Origin of the sequence: Peiella sedimenti (assembly GCF_030504955.1) — a bacterium.
Classification (GTDB): Bacteria; Pseudomonadota; Alphaproteobacteria; order Caulobacterales; family Caulobacteraceae; genus Brevundimonas; species Brevundimonas sedimenti.
Genome location: NZ_JAUKTR010000001.1, coordinates 337,413 through 353,395, shown reverse-complemented (window position 1 = coordinate 353,395; position 15,983 = coordinate 337,413). Strand labels below are relative to the sequence as shown.

At 70.0% G+C, this 15,983-nt stretch carries 16 protein-coding genes; 7 read left to right on the top strand and 9 right to left on the bottom strand.

Annotated elements, in window-relative coordinates; all coding sequences use genetic code 11:
- Positions 1 to 91 precede the first annotated feature (91 nt).
- The gene (locus Q0812_RS01755; RefSeq protein ID WP_302108575.1) at positions 92 to 1,927 is read right to left on the bottom strand and encodes a vWA domain-containing protein; all 1,836 of its coding nucleotides are present in this window, start codon (positions 1,925 to 1,927) and stop codon (positions 92 to 94) included.
- 155 nt (positions 1,928 to 2,082) lie between these two features.
- Positions 2,083 to 2,400, bottom strand: a complete 318-nt coding sequence (locus Q0812_RS01750) for a hypothetical protein (RefSeq protein WP_302108574.1) — start codon at positions 2,398 to 2,400, stop codon at positions 2,083 to 2,085.
- Between the two features lie 286 nt (positions 2,401 to 2,686).
- Here Q0812_RS01750 and Q0812_RS01745 point away from each other — a divergent pair, with 286 nt between their 5' ends.
- Entirely contained in the window at positions 2,687 to 3,136 is a 450-nt protein-coding gene (locus Q0812_RS01745) for a retropepsin-like aspartic protease family protein (RefSeq protein ID WP_302108573.1), read from the top strand.
- On the opposite strand, the gene dusA is transcribed toward Q0812_RS01745, so the two are convergent.
- Positions 3,133 to 4,146, bottom strand: a complete 1,014-nt coding sequence (gene dusA / locus Q0812_RS01740; protein WP_302108572.1) for a tRNA dihydrouridine(20/20a) synthase DusA — start codon at positions 4,144 to 4,146, stop codon at positions 3,133 to 3,135. The two genes, Q0812_RS01745 and dusA, sit on opposite strands and share 4 nt — an antisense overlap.
- Positions 4,147 to 4,262: 116 nt before the next feature.
- On the opposite strand from dusA, the gene Q0812_RS01735 reads away from it, so the two are divergent.
- Positions 4,263 to 4,637 carry a hypothetical protein gene (locus Q0812_RS01735; RefSeq protein WP_302108571.1) on the top strand — a complete coding sequence of 125 codons (375 nt, stop codon included), beginning with the start codon at positions 4,263 to 4,265 and terminating at the stop codon, positions 4,635 to 4,637.
- Between the two features lie 46 nt (positions 4,638 to 4,683).
- The gene (locus tag Q0812_RS01730; RefSeq protein WP_302108570.1) at positions 4,684 to 5,037 is read left to right on the top strand and encodes a hypothetical protein; all 354 of its coding nucleotides are present in this window, start codon (positions 4,684 to 4,686) and stop codon (positions 5,035 to 5,037) included.
- Here the strand turns inward: Q0812_RS01730 and amaB are convergent.
- Positions 5,034 to 6,536: an L-piperidine-6-carboxylate dehydrogenase gene (gene amaB, locus Q0812_RS01725; RefSeq protein WP_302108569.1), complete on the bottom strand. Its 1,503-nt coding sequence runs from the start codon at positions 6,534 to 6,536 to the stop codon at positions 5,034 to 5,036. The two genes, Q0812_RS01730 and amaB, sit on opposite strands and share 4 nt — an antisense overlap.
- A gap of 73 nt (positions 6,537 to 6,609) precedes the next feature.
- On the bottom strand, positions 6,610 to 7,404 hold the full coding sequence (locus tag Q0812_RS01720) for a response regulator (protein WP_302108568.1): 795 nt from the start codon (positions 7,402 to 7,404) through the stop codon (positions 6,610 to 6,612).
- Between the two features lie 151 nt (positions 7,405 to 7,555).
- Between Q0812_RS01720 and Q0812_RS01715 the strand changes: the two genes are divergently transcribed.
- From Q0812_RS01715 to Q0812_RS01700, 4 genes are all read left to right on the top strand, one after another.
- Positions 7,556 to 7,978, top strand: coding sequence for a CBS domain-containing protein (locus Q0812_RS01715; RefSeq protein ID WP_302108567.1), 423 nt, complete (start codon positions 7,556 to 7,558; stop codon positions 7,976 to 7,978).
- Between the two features lie 87 nt (positions 7,979 to 8,065).
- The gene (locus Q0812_RS01710; RefSeq protein ID WP_302108566.1) at positions 8,066 to 8,638 is read left to right on the top strand and encodes a hypothetical protein; all 573 of its coding nucleotides are present in this window, start codon (positions 8,066 to 8,068) and stop codon (positions 8,636 to 8,638) included.
- A 61-nt stretch (positions 8,639 to 8,699) separates the two neighbouring features.
- Complete coding sequence (pepN, locus tag Q0812_RS01705; RefSeq protein ID WP_302108565.1) at positions 8,700 to 11,339, top strand: aminopeptidase N; 2,640 nt, start codon at positions 8,700 to 8,702, stop codon at positions 11,337 to 11,339.
- A gap of 144 nt (positions 11,340 to 11,483) precedes the next feature.
- Complete coding sequence (locus Q0812_RS01700) at positions 11,484 to 13,856, top strand: PAS domain-containing sensor histidine kinase (protein ID WP_302108564.1); 2,373 nt, start codon at positions 11,484 to 11,486, stop codon at positions 13,854 to 13,856.
- On the opposite strand, the gene Q0812_RS01695 is transcribed toward Q0812_RS01700, so the two are convergent.
- From Q0812_RS01695 to Q0812_RS01680, 4 genes are all read right to left on the bottom strand, one after another.
- Positions 13,838 to 14,344, bottom strand: coding sequence for a periplasmic heavy metal sensor (locus tag Q0812_RS01695; RefSeq protein WP_302108563.1), 507 nt, complete (start codon positions 14,342 to 14,344; stop codon positions 13,838 to 13,840). The genes Q0812_RS01700 and Q0812_RS01695 overlap by 19 nt on opposite strands.
- A complete protein-coding gene (locus tag Q0812_RS01690; protein ID WP_302108562.1) occupies positions 14,341 to 14,757 on the bottom strand; it encodes a hypothetical protein in 417 nt (138 codons plus the stop codon). Before Q0812_RS01690 ends, Q0812_RS01695 begins: the two co-directional genes overlap by 4 nt.
- Positions 14,754 to 15,314, bottom strand: a complete 561-nt coding sequence (locus Q0812_RS01685) for an RNA polymerase sigma factor (RefSeq protein ID WP_302108561.1) — start codon at positions 15,312 to 15,314, stop codon at positions 14,754 to 14,756. The genes Q0812_RS01690 and Q0812_RS01685 overlap by 4 nt, the downstream gene beginning before the upstream one ends.
- 73 nt (positions 15,315 to 15,387) lie before the next feature.
- The gene (locus Q0812_RS01680) at positions 15,388 to 15,933 is read right to left on the bottom strand and encodes an EF-hand domain-containing protein (protein WP_302108560.1); all 546 of its coding nucleotides are present in this window, start codon (positions 15,931 to 15,933) and stop codon (positions 15,388 to 15,390) included.
- Between the last annotated feature and the right edge of the window lie 50 nt (positions 15,934 to 15,983).

The following is a 15,983-nucleotide window of genomic DNA, read 5'->3' as shown; positions in this document are numbered from 1 at the left end:
ACTGTCACACAAACTTCACAGTAAGGCAAGGCTGGCCCGGCGGCGCCCCTGGCTCCTCCCCCTTGAGGCGGGAGAGGAGCATTGACGCGCCCTACGGTTGGGCCGGCTGCTCGGGAAGGGCTGCGGCGGCCCGGGCCAGTTGAACGAACTCCGCGCGCTCTCCGTAAGGATCCGCGCCGCGAGCCCCCTGGGCCAGGGCGACGATGTCATCCCAGCCAAAGCCGTCAGCCATCCAGGGATCGCGGCGCAGGCGCTGGCCAAAGGCCGCCACGGCCATGGCCCACCGCGTGGCCTCGTCCGCCTGAGCGGCGCCGCGCTGGACCGGCTGTTCGATCAGGCGCGACTCCTCGCCGCCCGGGTCCTTGAAACGCACCCGAACGAAGGCGGCCTCGTCCGCGGTCCCCGCCACGGCGGGGCGCGGGGCGTAGCGCAACGGATCGACCTGGGTCGGCCCCCCGACCGGCGTCAGTTCGTAGAGGGCCGTGACCGACGCGCCCGAGCCCACTTCGCCCGCGTCGACGGCGTCGTTGTTGAAGTCCTCGCGGTTCAGCAGGCGCGTCTCGTAGCCGATCAGGCGCCACTCGGCGACCACGGCCGGATTGAACTCCACCTGGATCTTCACATCGTCCGCGATGGGGAAGGCGCCGCGGTCGAACATGGGCCCGAACAGACGACGGGCTTCACGCAAGGAGTCCACATAGGCGGCCACGCCGTTGCCGGCCTGCGAAATCGCCTGCATCCGCGCATCCTGATAGTTGCCGCGGCCAAAGCCGTAGACCGACAGATAGACGCCGGTCTCGCGCTTGGCGGCCACGTAGTCCTCCAGACGCTGGTTCTCGGTGACGCCGACGTTGAAGTCGCCGTCCGTGAACATGAGGATGCGATTGACCCTGTTCCGGTCGAAGGCCGCCTCGGCCTGGGCGTAGGCGTTGGTCATGCCCTGGGCCCCCGCAGTGGAGCCATAGGCGCGCAGCGAGGCGACGGCGCAGCGCAGGCGCAGCTTGTCGGTCCCGGGCGTGGGCGGCAGAAGCGTGCCGGCGCCATGGGCGTAGTAGGTGACGGCGACGGTATCCTCAGGACGCAGGCGATCGATGATCAGGTTCATCGACTGTTGGGCGAGGTCCAGCTTGCCCTGACCTCCCATCGAGCCGGACACGTCGACCAGGAAGGTCAGGTTCAGCGGACGGCGCTGGGCCTCCGGCAGCTCGTACCCCTGAAGGCCGACCCGAAGAATCTGACGACCCTCGCTCCAGGGCGAGGCCACGAGTTGGGTGTCGATGGCGAAGGGCGTGCGCGGATCGGACGGGCGGCGATAGCCGAAATCGAAATAGTTGATCATCTCCTCGATGCGCACCGCGTCCGGGGGCGGCAGGCGGCCCTCGTCCAAGAAGCGGCGCACATTTGAGTAGCTGGCCGTATCGACGTCGGTGGACAGGGTTGAGACCGGCTCTTCGGCGGTCACGCGGACCGGGTTCGGCGTGGCGTCCGGGTAGCGTTCGGTATCGGGCCGCGCCGGGGCGCTGAACTCACTGCGCTGGATGCGAGAGCCCGTCACGGTGATCGCTTCCGCCGAAGCCATGGCCACGGGCGGAGGCGACGCGGGCGGCGGCGGGGGAGCGGGCGGAGGCGGCGGGGGAGGCGGCGGTGGCGGCGTGGAGACGGGCGGCCCTGCGGACTCGACGCGGTCCATTTTCTGCGTGGGGCTGATGGGCCTGGGCGGCGGCGGAGGGCTCGTGCGGGCCACGGGCGGCCTCCGAACATCGAGAACAAAGCCCAACGGCGCGCAGGCGGCAGGCGTCGCTTGACCATCGCGGACTTGCGAGTCCTGAACCCGCGCCGTGGCCGGGACGACCGGCGGCAGCGCAAGCAGGGCGGCCAGGCCGACGGCGGACAGGCCGCGGCGAATTCGGAAGGACGGACGGCTCATGGCGGCTCCTCTCGGCGGCTCTGTACGGCGAGTGCGCCAGCCAAGCTGGGCCATTTTGGGGCAGGGCGCGAGGCGTAAGTCGCGGACAGAGCATAAAAAACGCCCCCTCCGCGCGAGGCGAAGGGGGCTTGCAGGCCGAGGAAGAGCTTACTGGATCAGGCGTTGCGCATCTGCTCGCAGGCGCGAATTTCCGCTTCCAGCTGGGCGCGGGCTTCGCCCGACGCGGCGCGGAAGTCGGACCGGGCCTGATCGCGTCCGGTGCGGGCCTGGGCGCGGACATAGTCGCTGCGGCCCTGGCGGTTCTGGCGCATCTTGGTTTCGAAGAAGCTGGCGTCGCCGCCGGCGGCCTGGGCCAGGCCGGCGCAGCGGGCGGCCTGCAGATACTCGACGTCGGTGATGCGTTCGGCGGCGCCCGCGGCGGCGGCGGTCAGGGCGGCGGCGGAAACGGCGGCGATAAGGGCGAACTTGCGCATTGGGAGGCTCCTGGAGGTTCCGACGCTCGGGAACGGCGCCGGTGCCCCGCCAAATTGTCCCGAGAGCCGCGCCGCCTCAAGTTAACTCGACGAAAACATGCGCTCTACTTTGGCCATCAAGATTACGGACCGGACACAAACGGATGAAGCATTGCCGATCTTTAATGTTGATGACGCCACGGTGTCATGGGGCGGGGCCGGTATTGCGATTCATCGAATGACAACCCAGGCCGCGTAAGCTCGTCGGGCCGTCGAGAAGCGACCGGGGTGGAGTTCCTGAAAAGTCATGCGTCGCAACGTCATCGTCATGGCCGTCTCCGTGGTCGCAGCCGTCCTGGTCGGCGCAGCGCTGCAGGCGCCGTCAAGCCGCGATGAAGCGGTCATCAGCCGTGCGGAGGACGGGCACTTCTGGGCCATCGGCCGCATCAATGGGCGCCCCCTGCGCATGCTGGTGGATACAGGCGCCACAGCCGTGGCGCTCAGCCGCGAGGACGCGGCCCGACTGGGGATCCAGGTTTCTGCGTCCAGCTTCTCCGAGGAGCTCGTGACCGCCGGAGGCGTGCGCCCCGCCGCCCGCATCCAACTGGACTCCCTGAATGTCGCGGGCGCGGCTCTTACCGATGTGGAGGCGCTGGTGGTCGACGGCCCCCTGCCCGCCCCGCTCCTGGGCATGAGCTATCTGGGCCGACTGTCGCGGATGGAGGCTTCGCCTCAACGGCTCCTGCTTGAGCCCTAGGCCGCGCGGCGCGCTTCGGCCTCGGCGACGGCGGCCAGCGCCTGATCGACCACCGCCATGCCCGCGCCGGGCCGGACCCCCTCCACCGTAAGAATGCGGCGCCAGGCGCGGGCGCCGGGCCGGCCATGCATCAAGCCCAGCATGGGCCGGACCAGAGGGGCGAGAGGCACACCCCGCTCAAGGCTTCGAAGAAGATAGGGCCGGTGCCGCGCCACGGCCCCGAAAGGCGTCACATCATCCACAGCCTCCCCGAAGAGGCGCCGGTCCGCGCCCCCCAGAAGCGCCGGCTCATGATAGGCCGCGCGGCCAAGCATGACGCCGTCCAGGGCCGGCCCCTGGTCCGGGGGCTCAAGAAAGCCCAACGCCTGATCCAGATCGGCGACGCCGCCGTTGATGACGACCGTCAGGTCGGGTCGGGCGGCCTTCAAGCGGCGCACGATGCCGTAGTCGAGCGGCGGGATGTCCCGGTTCTCCTTGGGGCTGAGCCCCTTCAGCCAGGCCTTGCGGGCATGGACGATGAAGGTCGACACGCCTTGGGCCGCGCAGGCCTCCACAAGGCTGAAGAGACTCTCATCGGGGTCCTGATCGTCGACGCCGATGCGGCATTTGACCGTGGCGGGCACGTTCACGGCCTCGGAAATGGCGGCCATGCACTCGGCGACCAGTTGCGGCTCGCGCATCAGGCAGGCACCGAAGCGCCCCGACTGCACCCGATCAGAGGGGCACCCGACATTGAGGTTGATCTCGTCATAGCCCATGGCTTCGCCGATCCGCGCGGCCTCGGCCAGCTGGCCCGGGTCAGACCCGCCGATCTGAAGCGCCACCGGATGCTCTATTCCGCTGAAGCCGAGCAGGCGTTCGCGGTCGCCGTGGATCACCGCGGGCGCCGTCACCATCTCGGTATAGAGCAGCGCGCGGCGCGTGAGACTGCGGTGGAACGCCCGGCAATGCCGGTCGGTCCAGTCCATCATGGGCGCGACAGAGAGTCGATATGGCGGTGAAGAGGGCACGGGGCGGCTTCAAATGACGGAAACTGGGTGCGAGTAATAGACCATCCGCCGCCGATGTGCGCGGAATCGACCCGTTGCGCCGTCCGGACGCAGCGCCCATTCTTACTGCCAAGATCATGCCTAGTCTCGTCGCCTCAGCCAAGTTCCTACTGCCCGCCATCGCCGCGGCGATCGCGCTTGGCCTGGGCCTGCCGGCCGCAGCCGATGAACCTAACGAGCAGGGCCCTCCGGTCCGGCGGCTGCCCGACGGCCGCTATGCCGTAACCCTGCCTCTGTGTCCGCCGGGGCAGTTCAACATGCGCGACTATGCGCGAGTGGACTTCGTCGCGCCCGACGCGCTCTTTCCCAGCGGCGGACGTGTCCAGCCTCGCCTCCGCTGCATCACGCGGCGGCAATTGGAGCGGCTGACCCGCGATTCCCGGGTCCAGGTCACCCAGCCTGGATCCAGCAACAACAGCAGCAGCTCACAAGGGCAGACGCCGCGCCGTTGACCATCGAAACAGTGCCCCCAGTTTCCACCAGATAGCGGAGGTATCGATGCGTAACCTGACCACTCTTCTCCCGACTCTCGCGGCTGCGAGCCTGTTCGGCTTCGCCGCCGCCGCCGGCCCCAGAGCGGCGGACGGCCCGGACGACGCAGCTGTCCGCCAGACGGCGGACGGGCGCTACGCCGTGCAGCTGCACGTGTGCGACGAGGGCCCCTTCAACCGGGGCGCCTGGAACAGGGAGTTCGGACGCGTCTCCTTCGTCGCGCCGTCCGCCCTCCTGGAAACGGCCAGAACCGAGACGACGACCCGGTGCATCACCCGCGAGCAGCTGGCGCGGTTGAGGAGCGATTCTCGCGTCCAGATCGAAGAGCCCGTCCGTCAGAGCCGGCGCCGGGACGGCTAGACGTCGAACCTGACGCCCTGGGCCAGAGGCAGGCCGCGGCCGAAGTTCACCGTCTGAGTCTGACGGCGCATATAGGCTTTCCAGGCGTCTGATCCGCTTTCGCGCCCGCCGCCGGTCTCCTTTTCGCCCCCGAAGGCGCCGCCGATCTCGGCGCCCGACGGGCCCAGGTTCACGTTGGCGATGCCGCAGTCCGATCCCCACCCTGACAGGAAGGTCTCCGCCTCGCGCGCGCTGTCGGTGAAGATGCAGGACGACAGGCCCTGCGGCGCGGCGTTGTTGAGCGCGATGGCTTCATCCAGATCGCGGTACGTCAGCACATAGAGGATCGGCGCGAAGGTCTCGCGCATGACCACATCGGACTGGCCCGGCATGCGCACGATCGCCGGGCGGACATAGGCGCCGCCGGGCACGCCTTCGGCGCGGTCCCCGCCGGTCAGCACCTGGCCGCCCTCGGACCTGGCCTGCGCCAGCGCGTCATCGAACGCCTGCGCCGCGCCCTCATCGATCAGCGGCCCGACGAGTACGCCGTCCTGACGCGGGTCGCCGACCGGCAGGCTTTCATAGGCCTTGATCAGCCGGTCCAGCAGATTGTCGGCGAGGCTCTCATGGACGATCAGGCGGCGAAGGGACGTGCACCTCTGGCCGCAGGTGCCGACCGCCGAGAAGGCGACGCCGCGCACGGTCAGCTCGAGATCGGCGCTGGGCGTGACGATCATGGCGTTGTTGCCGCCCAACTCCAGCAGCGAGCGGCCCAGCCGAGCCGCCACTGTCTGGGCCACCGCGCGTCCCATGCGGGTGGAGCCCGTGGCCGACACCAGCGGAATGCGGGCGTCAGCCGCCAAGGCTTCACCCACATCGGCGCGACCGAAGATCACTTGCGACAGATGGGCCGGAGCCTCAGCGCCGAACCGTGCCGCCGCGCGCTCGAACGCCGCCTGGGTCGCCAGGGCCGTCAGCGGGGTCTTTTCCGACGGCTTCCAGACCGCGGGGTCGCCGCAGACCAGCGCCAGGGCCGCGTTCCACGACCACACCGCCACGGGGAAGTTGAAGGCCGAAATGACCAGCACCGGCCCCAGAGGCTGCCAGGTCTCGCGCATGTGATGCTCGGGCCGTTCGGAAGCCAGCGTCAGGCCGTACAGCTGGCGCGACAGGCCGACGGCGAAGTCGCAGATGTCGATCACCTCCTGGACCTCGCCCAGGCCCTCGGATCGGATCTTGCCGGCTTCCAGGGTCACCAGCAGGCCCAGGTCATCCTTGATGCGGCGCAGCTCCTCGCCGAGCAGACGCACCAGCTCGCCCCGCCTGGGGGCCGGCACGCGGCGCCAGGCCTGGAACGCTGATTGGGCCCGCGCCGCGGCGGCGGAAGCCTCGGCGGCGTCGTGCAGGGGCGCGTGGCCGAGCACCTGGCCATCGATGGGCGAGCGCGACTCCAGCCCTTGGCCGGTCGAAGCGGCCCGGCCGATCTCCAGCCGCTCTAGCAGGTTTGCGATTTTGCTCATTCCGCCCTCCGCTTCAGCGGGGCCCCGATTACGCCGTGAAGGCGGTGGCGTCGAGCGGCTCGGCTTGCGACGTCTAGCTCGCCTCCAGCCACATGGGCGCGCGCTTGCGCACCAGCGCGCCGAGATGGGCGATGACCGCCTCGCCCGTCGCCAGGTCCTCAGGCGCAAGCCGCATCAGGCTCGCGATGGCGTCGGAATGGGCGCAGACCACCTCCGTATCCGGCTCCGAGCCGGCCGCCGCGAGGTAGCTGGACAGCGACGCAGACGCCTCTCGGATCAACTGGGCTCGCTGTTCGGCGATGAGCAGCGGCTCAGGCGCCGCGGCGATCACGTCGCAGGCCCGCTTGAGCAGGCCGGAATAGGCGCGGCTCCCTCGGCGGCGCCTGTCCGGGCCCAGATACTGCTGGCTGCGCACGAAGGGCCTGCGGCGCCGGAAGGCGGCCTCCACCCGTTCGATCAGCGAAGCAGTCGAGAACGGCTTGATGACGAACTCATCCACGCCCGCGTCGCGTGCTGCGTCGACCGCGCTTTTGGTGCGGCGACCGGTCAGCATCACCACGGCCACCTCGACATTGGGGATGGACGTGTCGAGCCGTACTTCAGCCGTGCGCACCTGCCGCACCAGCTCGACCCCGCTCATGCCCGGCAGGTGCCAGTCGCAGACGATCAGGTCCGGCTCCACCACCGGCAGCACCGCCAGGGCCTCTTCCGCCGAAGGGGCGATGTAGAGCCCCTCGTATCCCGCCGCCCGCAACACCTCGGCGATCAAGCGCCGGGCGTTGTCGTTGTCCTCCACCAGCAGAACCCGGACCGAGCCGGGCGTGCCGCCACGGCCGAACTCCGGATCGCCTAAGCGCCTGCCCAGCATGCGCCGCTCCCCCAAATGACGAGCAGGACTCTAAGCGTGGCCGTTTGAAATGCGGTTAGTAGGCGCGGTTAACCGGCCCTTTCGGGAACGGCGGCGGCGGGCGGTCGTTCTGTCCGCGAGCGCCTACCCACAATCAGGAGGAGACCCGCCCATGAAGGTCCGGGACATCATGACCACCGACGTCGAGGTCGCACGCCCCGACGAAACCATTCAGTCCGTCGCCGAACGCATGTCGTCTGGCGACTTCGGCTTCATGCCCGTCTGCGACGGCCGCAAACTGCAAGGCGCCGTCACCGACCGCGATCTGGCCGTGCGCGCCCTGGCCAAGGGCCTGCCGCCCCAGACCCCCGTCGCCGAGGTCATGACGCGCGATATCGAATGGCGCACGGCCGACGACGACGCCCGCGACCTGCTGGACGTCATGGGCTCCCAGGCCATCCGCCGCCTGCCTATCGTGGATGACGAGCGCAATCTGGTCGGCGTCGTTTCCATCGGGGACCTGTCGAAGAAGGTGAAGGAGCGTTTCGCCGGCGAGGCGCTGGAGGACATCTCGCGCCAGCCCGCCACCAACTGACTAACGATGCGGAAACCCTGCGGCTTGACCTGACGCTAACCCGCAACGGCGATGCTGCGGGTCAGATCGCGGGATTCCGGAGGGCTCATGGCGCGCGCGCAGTTCCAGAAAGGCCAGAAGGTCTGGGTCGAGTGCGTGGGCGCCTGGGCTCACATCGAAGCCGTCAATCCCGTCTGGGCCAAGGGCTTCAGCGAGCCGGTGCGCGTCACCTATGACGTGGGCCTGGGACGCGAGTTCCTGGCGGCGGAGTTGATGACGCCCGAGGCTGACGAGGTCGCCAAGGACGCCCTGGGGGACGAATGGCGCCTTTTGCGAGCCCGCAACAAGTGGCAGGCGGCCGAGGACTGCCCCCATCACCCCTTCCCGGGCACCTATCCCGTGGTGGTGACGGACGCCAAGGACTGGGGCGGCTGGCGCACCCCCGGGGCCGAGTACGACCGCGATCCCGACCGGGTCGAGTATCAGGCCCGACTGATCACCGCCGCGCCCAGGCTGCGCGCCCTGGCGTTGGAGATGATCCAGGCCGTGGACGAGGCGCCGGACGACGCCCCACCGGAAATGCGCCGCCTGGCCAAGGCGGCCCGCACCGTGCTGGAGCAGGTGGACAACGTGCTGGCCCCGCCGGCGGAGGCTGAGGACGCGCAGGCGGAAGTCGCCTGACCGTCGGATTGAGCCGCTTCTGCCTCTTTTCCCGAGGGGCGCGAGGGCCTAGTTCCGACCCATGCGCACCGAAACGCCTCCCCCTTCGCCCGAGCCGATCCGCCTGGAGGATTATCGCCCGCCGGCCTTCCTGATCGACACGGTCGAACTGGATTTCGCGCTCGAGCCGCGCACGACGCGGGTGAAGGCCCGGCTGGCCGTGCGCCGCAACGGCGATCACGCCGAGCCCCTGGTGCTGGACGGCGATCGACTGACGCCCATCAGCGTCTCCGTCGACGGGCGGGCGCTGGCGCCGGACGAATACACCCTCACGTCCGAGAGTCTGACGATCCCCCAGGTACCGGACGCCTTCACGCTCCAGACCGAGGTGGAGATCGACCCGGAGGGCAACACGGCCCTGGCGGGGCTGTACATGTCGGGCGGACGCTTCTGCACCCAGTGCGAGGCCGAGGGCTTCCGCCGGATCACCTGGTTCCCGGACCGCCCGGACGTGCTGGCCCGCTATCGTGTGCGCATGACGGCGGACAAGGCGCGCTATCCGCGCCTGCTTTCGAACGGCAATCTGGAGGATGCTGGCGATCTGCCGGGCGGGCGCCACTTCGCCGTCTGGTCGGACCCCTTCCCCAAGCCCAGTTATCTGTTCGCCCTGGTTGCCGGCGAGCTGGATGAGCTGGCCGACAGCTTCACCACCATGAGCGGGCGCGAGGTCGCCCTGTGCATCTACGTCGATCCCGGCCAGGCGGACCGGGCGACCTACGCGATGGACGCGCTGAAGCGCTCCATGCGCTGGGACGAGGAGGCCTATGGCCGCGAGTACGACCTCGACCTGTTCATGATCGTGGCCGTGCGCGACTTCAACTTCGGCGCCATGGAGAACAAGGGGCTGAACATCTTCAACAGCTCGCTCCTGCTGGCCGATCCGCGCACCGCCACGGACCTGGACTACGAGCGGATCGAGGCCGTGGTCGCCCACGAGTACTTCCACAACTGGACGGGCAACCGGATCACCTGCCGCGACTGGTTCCAGCTCTGCGTGAAGGAGGGGCTGACCGTCTTCCGCGACCGAGGCTTCTCGGCTGACATGCGCGGCGCCGGGGTCGAGCGCATCAAGGCCGTCAAGGCGCTGAAGGCCCGCCAGTTTCCGGAGGATTCGGGCCCGCTGGCGCATCCGCCTCGGCCGTCCAGCTATGTGAAGATCGACAACTTCTACACAGCGACCGTCTACGAGAAGGGCGCCGAGATCGTGGGCGTGCTCAAGACGCTGGTGGGCGGCCAGAGCTTCCGCCGCGCCATGGACCTCTACTTTGACCGCCATGACGGCGAGGCGGTGACGGTGGAGCAGTTCGTCGCCTGCTTCGCCGAGGCGGCCGGGCGCGACATGGCCGCTGAGTTGCGCTGGTATGAGCAGGCCGGCAGGCCCGCTGTGCGCCTGAGCTCCAGCTATGACGCCGCGGCGCGGACGCTGACGCTCGACTTCGCGGTCGAGCCGCCTGCCGTCGCCGGGTCCGACTGGCGCCAACCGCCGATCCCGGTTCGGCTTGGTCTTCTGAGCCAGAGCGGTCAGCCGCAGACGTTCCGCTTCCAGGGCGAAGGCACGGATGAAGCCCTCGTCGTCCTGGCTGAAGAGCGGACCTCGGTCACTCTGGAGGCGGTGGCCGAGACGCCGGTGATCTCAGCCCTTCGTGGGCTGTCGGCGCCGGTGGACCTGATGATCGAAGAGCCGGCGGACAACGCCTATGCGCGCCTCGCCGGAGATCCGGACCTCTACAACCGCTGGGATGCGGCGCAGAGCCTGGCCAAGCGGCTGATCGTCGGCCGCGCCGAGGGCAAGCCGGACGAGGTGGGCGAGCGCCGCTACGCCGAGGCCGTCGGGCGGGCGCTGGAGGACGCGAACGCCGAAGACGCCTTCAAGGCTCTGCTGCTGGCGCCGCCCGGCCTGCCGACGCTGATCCAGGCCCAAACGCCCGCCGACCCGTCGGCCCTGGCCGACGCCCGCGCAGCCCTGATCCGGGCCATGACCGACGTGCTCGGCGAGCGGCTTGAGGCGCTGCATGACAGTCTGGCGCCGACGCTCCGCTTTTCCCCCGACGCGGCCCAGGCCGGCCGCCGGGCGCTTCGCAACGCGGCGCTTGATCTGCTGGCGTGGCGAGGCGGCGAGGCCGATGTGGCCCGCGCCCAGGCCCACTTCGCGGCGGCCGAGGACATGACCACGGCGCTGGGCGGTCTTGCGGCCCTGATCGTCATCGGCGGCCAGGCGGCGGAGGCGGCCCTGGCCGACTTCCATGATCGCTGGAAGGACGAGCCGCTGGTGCTGGACAAGTGGTTCACCATGCAGGCGCTGGATCTGCGGCCCGAAAACCTGGCGCGCATCGAGGCGCTGGCGGCCAGTCCGGCATTCGACCTGCGCAATCCGAACCGCGTCCGGGCGTTGGTGGGAACCTTCAGCCAGAGCGGCTCGCCCGCCTTCCACCACCCCAGCGGCGAAGGCTACGCCTTCCTGGCCCGGCAGATCGCGGCGCTTGATCCGCTTAATCCCATGGTCGCGGCGCGGCTGGTGGAGCCGCTGGGCCAATGGCGGCGCATGACGCCGCGGCTGGCCGAACCCATGCGGCGCGCGCTGGAACAGGTGTTGGCGACGCCCAACCTGTCCAAGAACGTCCAGGAGTTGGCCGCCAAGGCCCTGGGTGATCCTGCCGCCTGATCACCGCTTCGCTCGACACGAATCTGCGACGCAGCCTACCCTTGCGCCATAGATTCGAAAGGAGCGGCGGTGCGGGGCCAGGAGCGGCGGAGCCGTAATCCGGGCAGGCGGGCGACGGACGGCGATGCATCGGCGAAAGCCGGTGTGGGACTGCCTCCGCTGCTGCGCATTGGCGTGCTTACCGCGGCGCTGCTGCTGGCCATCGTTACGGGTCTCGCGGTCCGCACCCTCAGCCAGGCCCCACACCAGGCTCAGACCGACGCCGCACGCATGGCCGAGAGCCGCACAGCCCTCGCCGCGGCGCAGCTGCAGTCGCGTCTGGGCGCCGCCTGGGCCGTCGCTGGGACCGCCGAGGTCAACGCCGCGCGCCCGCTCGACACCCTGGAAGGCGCCGCCGACGCCCTTCCCGAAGCGCCCGCCGCCTTGGCGGTCATCGCCGCGGACGGGCGCGTGCTGGCGCGGCGAGGCGGCCAGAACCCTGAGGCTTGGCGGATCGCGGCAACCGTTCCGGACGCCGAGAGGGGCTACAAGGCCACGCCCGGCGGCGCCGTCATGGTGGTGGGCCCGCTGGATGGTCAGGCGCGATTGGCGCTGGTGGTGGACGTCGCCGGCCCGCTGGCGGGACTGGATAGCTGGAGCCTCCTCACTAACCAGGGCGTCGTGCTGGCGGCGTCCGACTCGGCGCAGGTCGGCCGGCGGCTGGCCTCGCCGCCCGAGCCGGCTCCAGAGGTCCAGCGGATCGCCGGGCCCGATGGCGCTCCCGCAAGGCTCGTGGCCCGGGCAGGCCCCGACGGTCTGATTCTGAGCGCCGGCAGTTCAGCCGTCTCGACGCCCTTCGCCACGCTCATCCGCGACATCGATCTGTGGCTGGCCGCCTCGCCCGTGCTGCTGGGTGCGATGATGACCGGCCTGCTGATCCTGCTAGGACGCCGGACGGCGCGCACGTCCAGGGCCTGGGCGGCGACCGAGCAGAGGTTCCGGCTTGCCGTCGAGGCGGCGGGCTGCGGCGTGCTTGAGTGGGATCTCGAAAGCGACCAGGTGCAGATCTCCGAATTGCTGGCCACGACGCTGGGCTGGTCCAAGGCTGGACAGGTCAAGGGCGACGACCTGCTGGGACGGCTGGCCGACCGCGAGCGTGAGGCGCTCACCCACGCCCTGAGGCACGCGGCGGCCTATGGCGAGTTCGACACCGTCTTTCGCGTCGCTGGGCCGGGCGGACAGCTGCGCTTTATCCAGGCGCGCGGGCGGGCCTTGGGCGAGCGCAGGGACGGCGTCTTCACCTATCTGATCGGCGTCACGCTGGACGTGACTAGCGAGCGCTTCGCCCAGGCCAAGGCGCAGCGGGCCGAAGGCCGCCTGCGCGACGCCATCGAGAGCGTCTCGGAAGGCTTCGTCCTGTTCGACCGGCACGGCCGGTTGCTGATGTGGAACATGGCCTTCCAGGACGCCTTCGGTTTCGAGACCGGCGTGCTGCGCCCCGGTCTGCCGCGCGAGACCGTGCAGAAAATCTCGCGCCTAGCCGTGAAGTCCGAGGCTCCGGCCACCGACGGCCGGGCCGGGGTGCGTGAAGCCGAGCTGCACGAGGGGCGCTGGCTGCTGGTCTCAGAGCGGCGCACGGCCGAGGGCGGCTCGGTCGTCACGGCCGCCGACATCACCGCCATCAAGCTGCAGGAGGCGGCGCGCCGCCGCAACGAGGAAGAGCTGCAGCGCATGGTCCGCCGCCTGGAGATCAGCCAGGACGACCTGTCCAGCCTGGCCCGCAAGTACGAGGTGGCCAAGACCCGCGCCGAGGCCGCCAACCGCGCCAAGAGCGAGTTCCTGGCCAATATGAGCCACGAGCTGCGCACGCCGCTGAACGCCATCAACGGCTTCTCCGAGATCATGGCCAACCAGATGTTCGGACCGCTGGGGCACCCCCGCTATGTCGAATACGCGGGCGACATCCTCAACTCGGGCCAGCACCTGCTGGCGCTCATCAACGACATCCTCGACATGGCCAAGATCGAGGCGGGCAAGATGACCCTGCACTACGAGACGCTGGATGTGGCCGAGGCCTGCGAGGACGCCCTGCGCCTGCTGCGCGACCGGGCCGAACGTGCGGGCCTGATCCTGACGTCGGACGTGGAGTCGGGGCTGGAGGTCGAGGCCGATTACCGCGCCGTGAAACAGGTGCTGCTGAACCTGTTGTCCAACGCCGTGAAGTTCACCCCGAAGGGCGGCGAAGTCCGGATCAAGGCCACCGCTTCGCGCGACTGGCTGCGGCTGGCGGTCAGCGACACGGGCATCGGCATCGCCGCCGAAGACCTGGAACGCCTGGCCCAGCCCTTCGAGCAGGTCGAGGGCCAGCACTCCAAGACAACGCAGGGCTCAGGCCTCGGCCTCGCACTCAGCAAGTCGCTGGTGCAGATGCACGGCGGAACGCTGGTTCTGGAAAGCGAGCCGGGCCACGGCACCACCGTCACGGTCTCGATCCCCCTGCGCCGGGTGCAGGCTGAGGATCAGGACGAGGCCGCCTGATCGTCCGACCCGTGGCGCCGCATCATATGAGGGCGATGGTTCCGGCGCGGATCGCGCAGCAGAACCGGCGCAATAACCCGCCGGCCCTCCGGCGAGAGCTCGCCCAGCACCTGGGTCATGTCCTGCTCAATGCCCTCCCGCGCGGCCATCTCGTGCCTGTGCGCCGTGGCCAGCTCCGTCAGGACGGCGGCCCTGTCGTAAGGCTCGGCCTGGGCGGCCTCGACGGCGCGGCGGTGGGCGCGGCGCGCCTCCACGAACTGGGGCCGGGCGCGAAGCAGCGCTCCATGAAAGGCCTCGCGCACTCGCTCCTGATCCGCCTCGGGAAGCGTGCTCAGAATTTCCATGACCGCCGCCGGACGCCGCGGGGGCCCTGCCGGCTCCCGCGCCAGACGCAGGCCCATCACGGCCCCCGCCGCCAGGACCCCCAGCAGAAACAGGTTCAGGCCCACCGACACGGCGATCACGATCTTCAGGGTCCGTGAACTCATCCGGTCAGCTCCGGGATCTCGTAGGCGGGGCCGTACTCGCTCCACGCCGCCGCCACCTTCATGTCATTGGTCAGCTGCGCGGCGCCGGCCAGGCCCAGGGCGACGCCGGCGACAGCGGCCGTCGCCCATCCCGCGCCGAACACCCACCACGCCGCCCCTCCGGCGCGGGCGCCGGCCTTGGGCGCGGCGGCGATCACCGCCTCACGCAGCGCATTCGGCACGGGGAAGGTCGGGGCTTCCATGAGGGCCGCGTCCAGTTGCCGGGCCTCGAACAGCAGGCGTTCGGCGACCTTGGGATCAGCCGCCATAAGGCATTCAGCGTCTGCGCGCTCAGCATGGGGCCACTGAGAAACCCTCCCACCGAAGGCCTCGGCCAGGGCGGCGAACCTCTCCAACGTCATGGGCTTACTCATGCCAGACCCTCCTCGCGCGCGGTCTCCAGCAGCAGTTCTCGCAGGCGGCGCCGGCCGCGCGCCAGCAGACTTTCCAGCGCCTCAATGCTGACGCCCATAATATCCGCCGCCTCCATCGCTCCGATCTCCTGGAAATGGCACAGGGCCAGGGCGGAGCGCTGCCGTTCCGGCAACGCCGCCAGCGCCGCCTGGACCCGGACGCCGAGCTGGCGCGCCTGCATCTCCTCATGGGCGCCGGGCGCGGGGTCGGCGCGGTCCGGCAGCTGGACGCCCGTGATCTCGCGCCGCCTCAAGCGATCATAGCACAGGTTCAAGGTCACCCGGTGCAGCCAGGTGTCGAAGCGGGCCTTGCCGCTCTTCCAGCCGGGCGCCTGTTTCCAGGCGCGCAGCAGAGCCTCCTGGGCCACATCCTCGGCCTCAGCCGGATCGCCCAGCATGCGACCGGCCAGGTTCAGGACGCGCGGCAGCTTGCGCGCCACCAGCGCTTGGACGGCGGCGGGGTCGCCCCGGCCCGCGCGGCGGACCAGGTCCTCATCGGGATCGCGGCCTGGACTCAAGCCCCATCCTTCACGCCGGGCGGGGGCCGCGGCCCCGCATGATTGGATCAGAACCGCGGCCATGGGTTCACGCTTAGTGCTCAGCCGTGCCGGCCGCCTCACCACCCTCGCCGTGGACCGCCCGGATGGCGGCGCGATCAGCCTCGGTCAGGAAGCCGTCGTTGTCCACGTCCATGCGCGCGAACATGGCGCCGGCGTTGGCGCGGACCTGGTCCAGCGTGACCTGCTCGGGGTGATGACCACCACCGCGGCGCCGGTGGCCGGCTCGGGGGCGGGGCGCGCCGTGGGCCCGCTGGGCCTGGAACTCGTCACGAGAAACGGCCCCGTCGTCGTTCGCGTCGAGGCGATCAAAGCGCCGTTCCGCAGTCTGGGCCCGGCGCTGGGCCATCGCCGCCTGCATCTCCTCGCGCGTGACGACGCCGTTCCGGTCGGTGTCCATGGCCGTCATTCGCGTCAGGCGGGCCTCGACGAACTCGTCGCGGCTGATGCGGCCGTCGCTGTTCGCATCGGCTTCGGCCCAGCGGGCCTGACCGCCGCCGTGGCCCTGATGATGCTGAGCGGCGGCTGCGCCGGCCAAGGCGGAGAGCGCGGCGGCAAGAAGAAGGAAGGTGGCTTTCATGCTGTGATCTCCACAAGAGGGCCGCGCGCGTCGCGCCGCCCGACATGGCT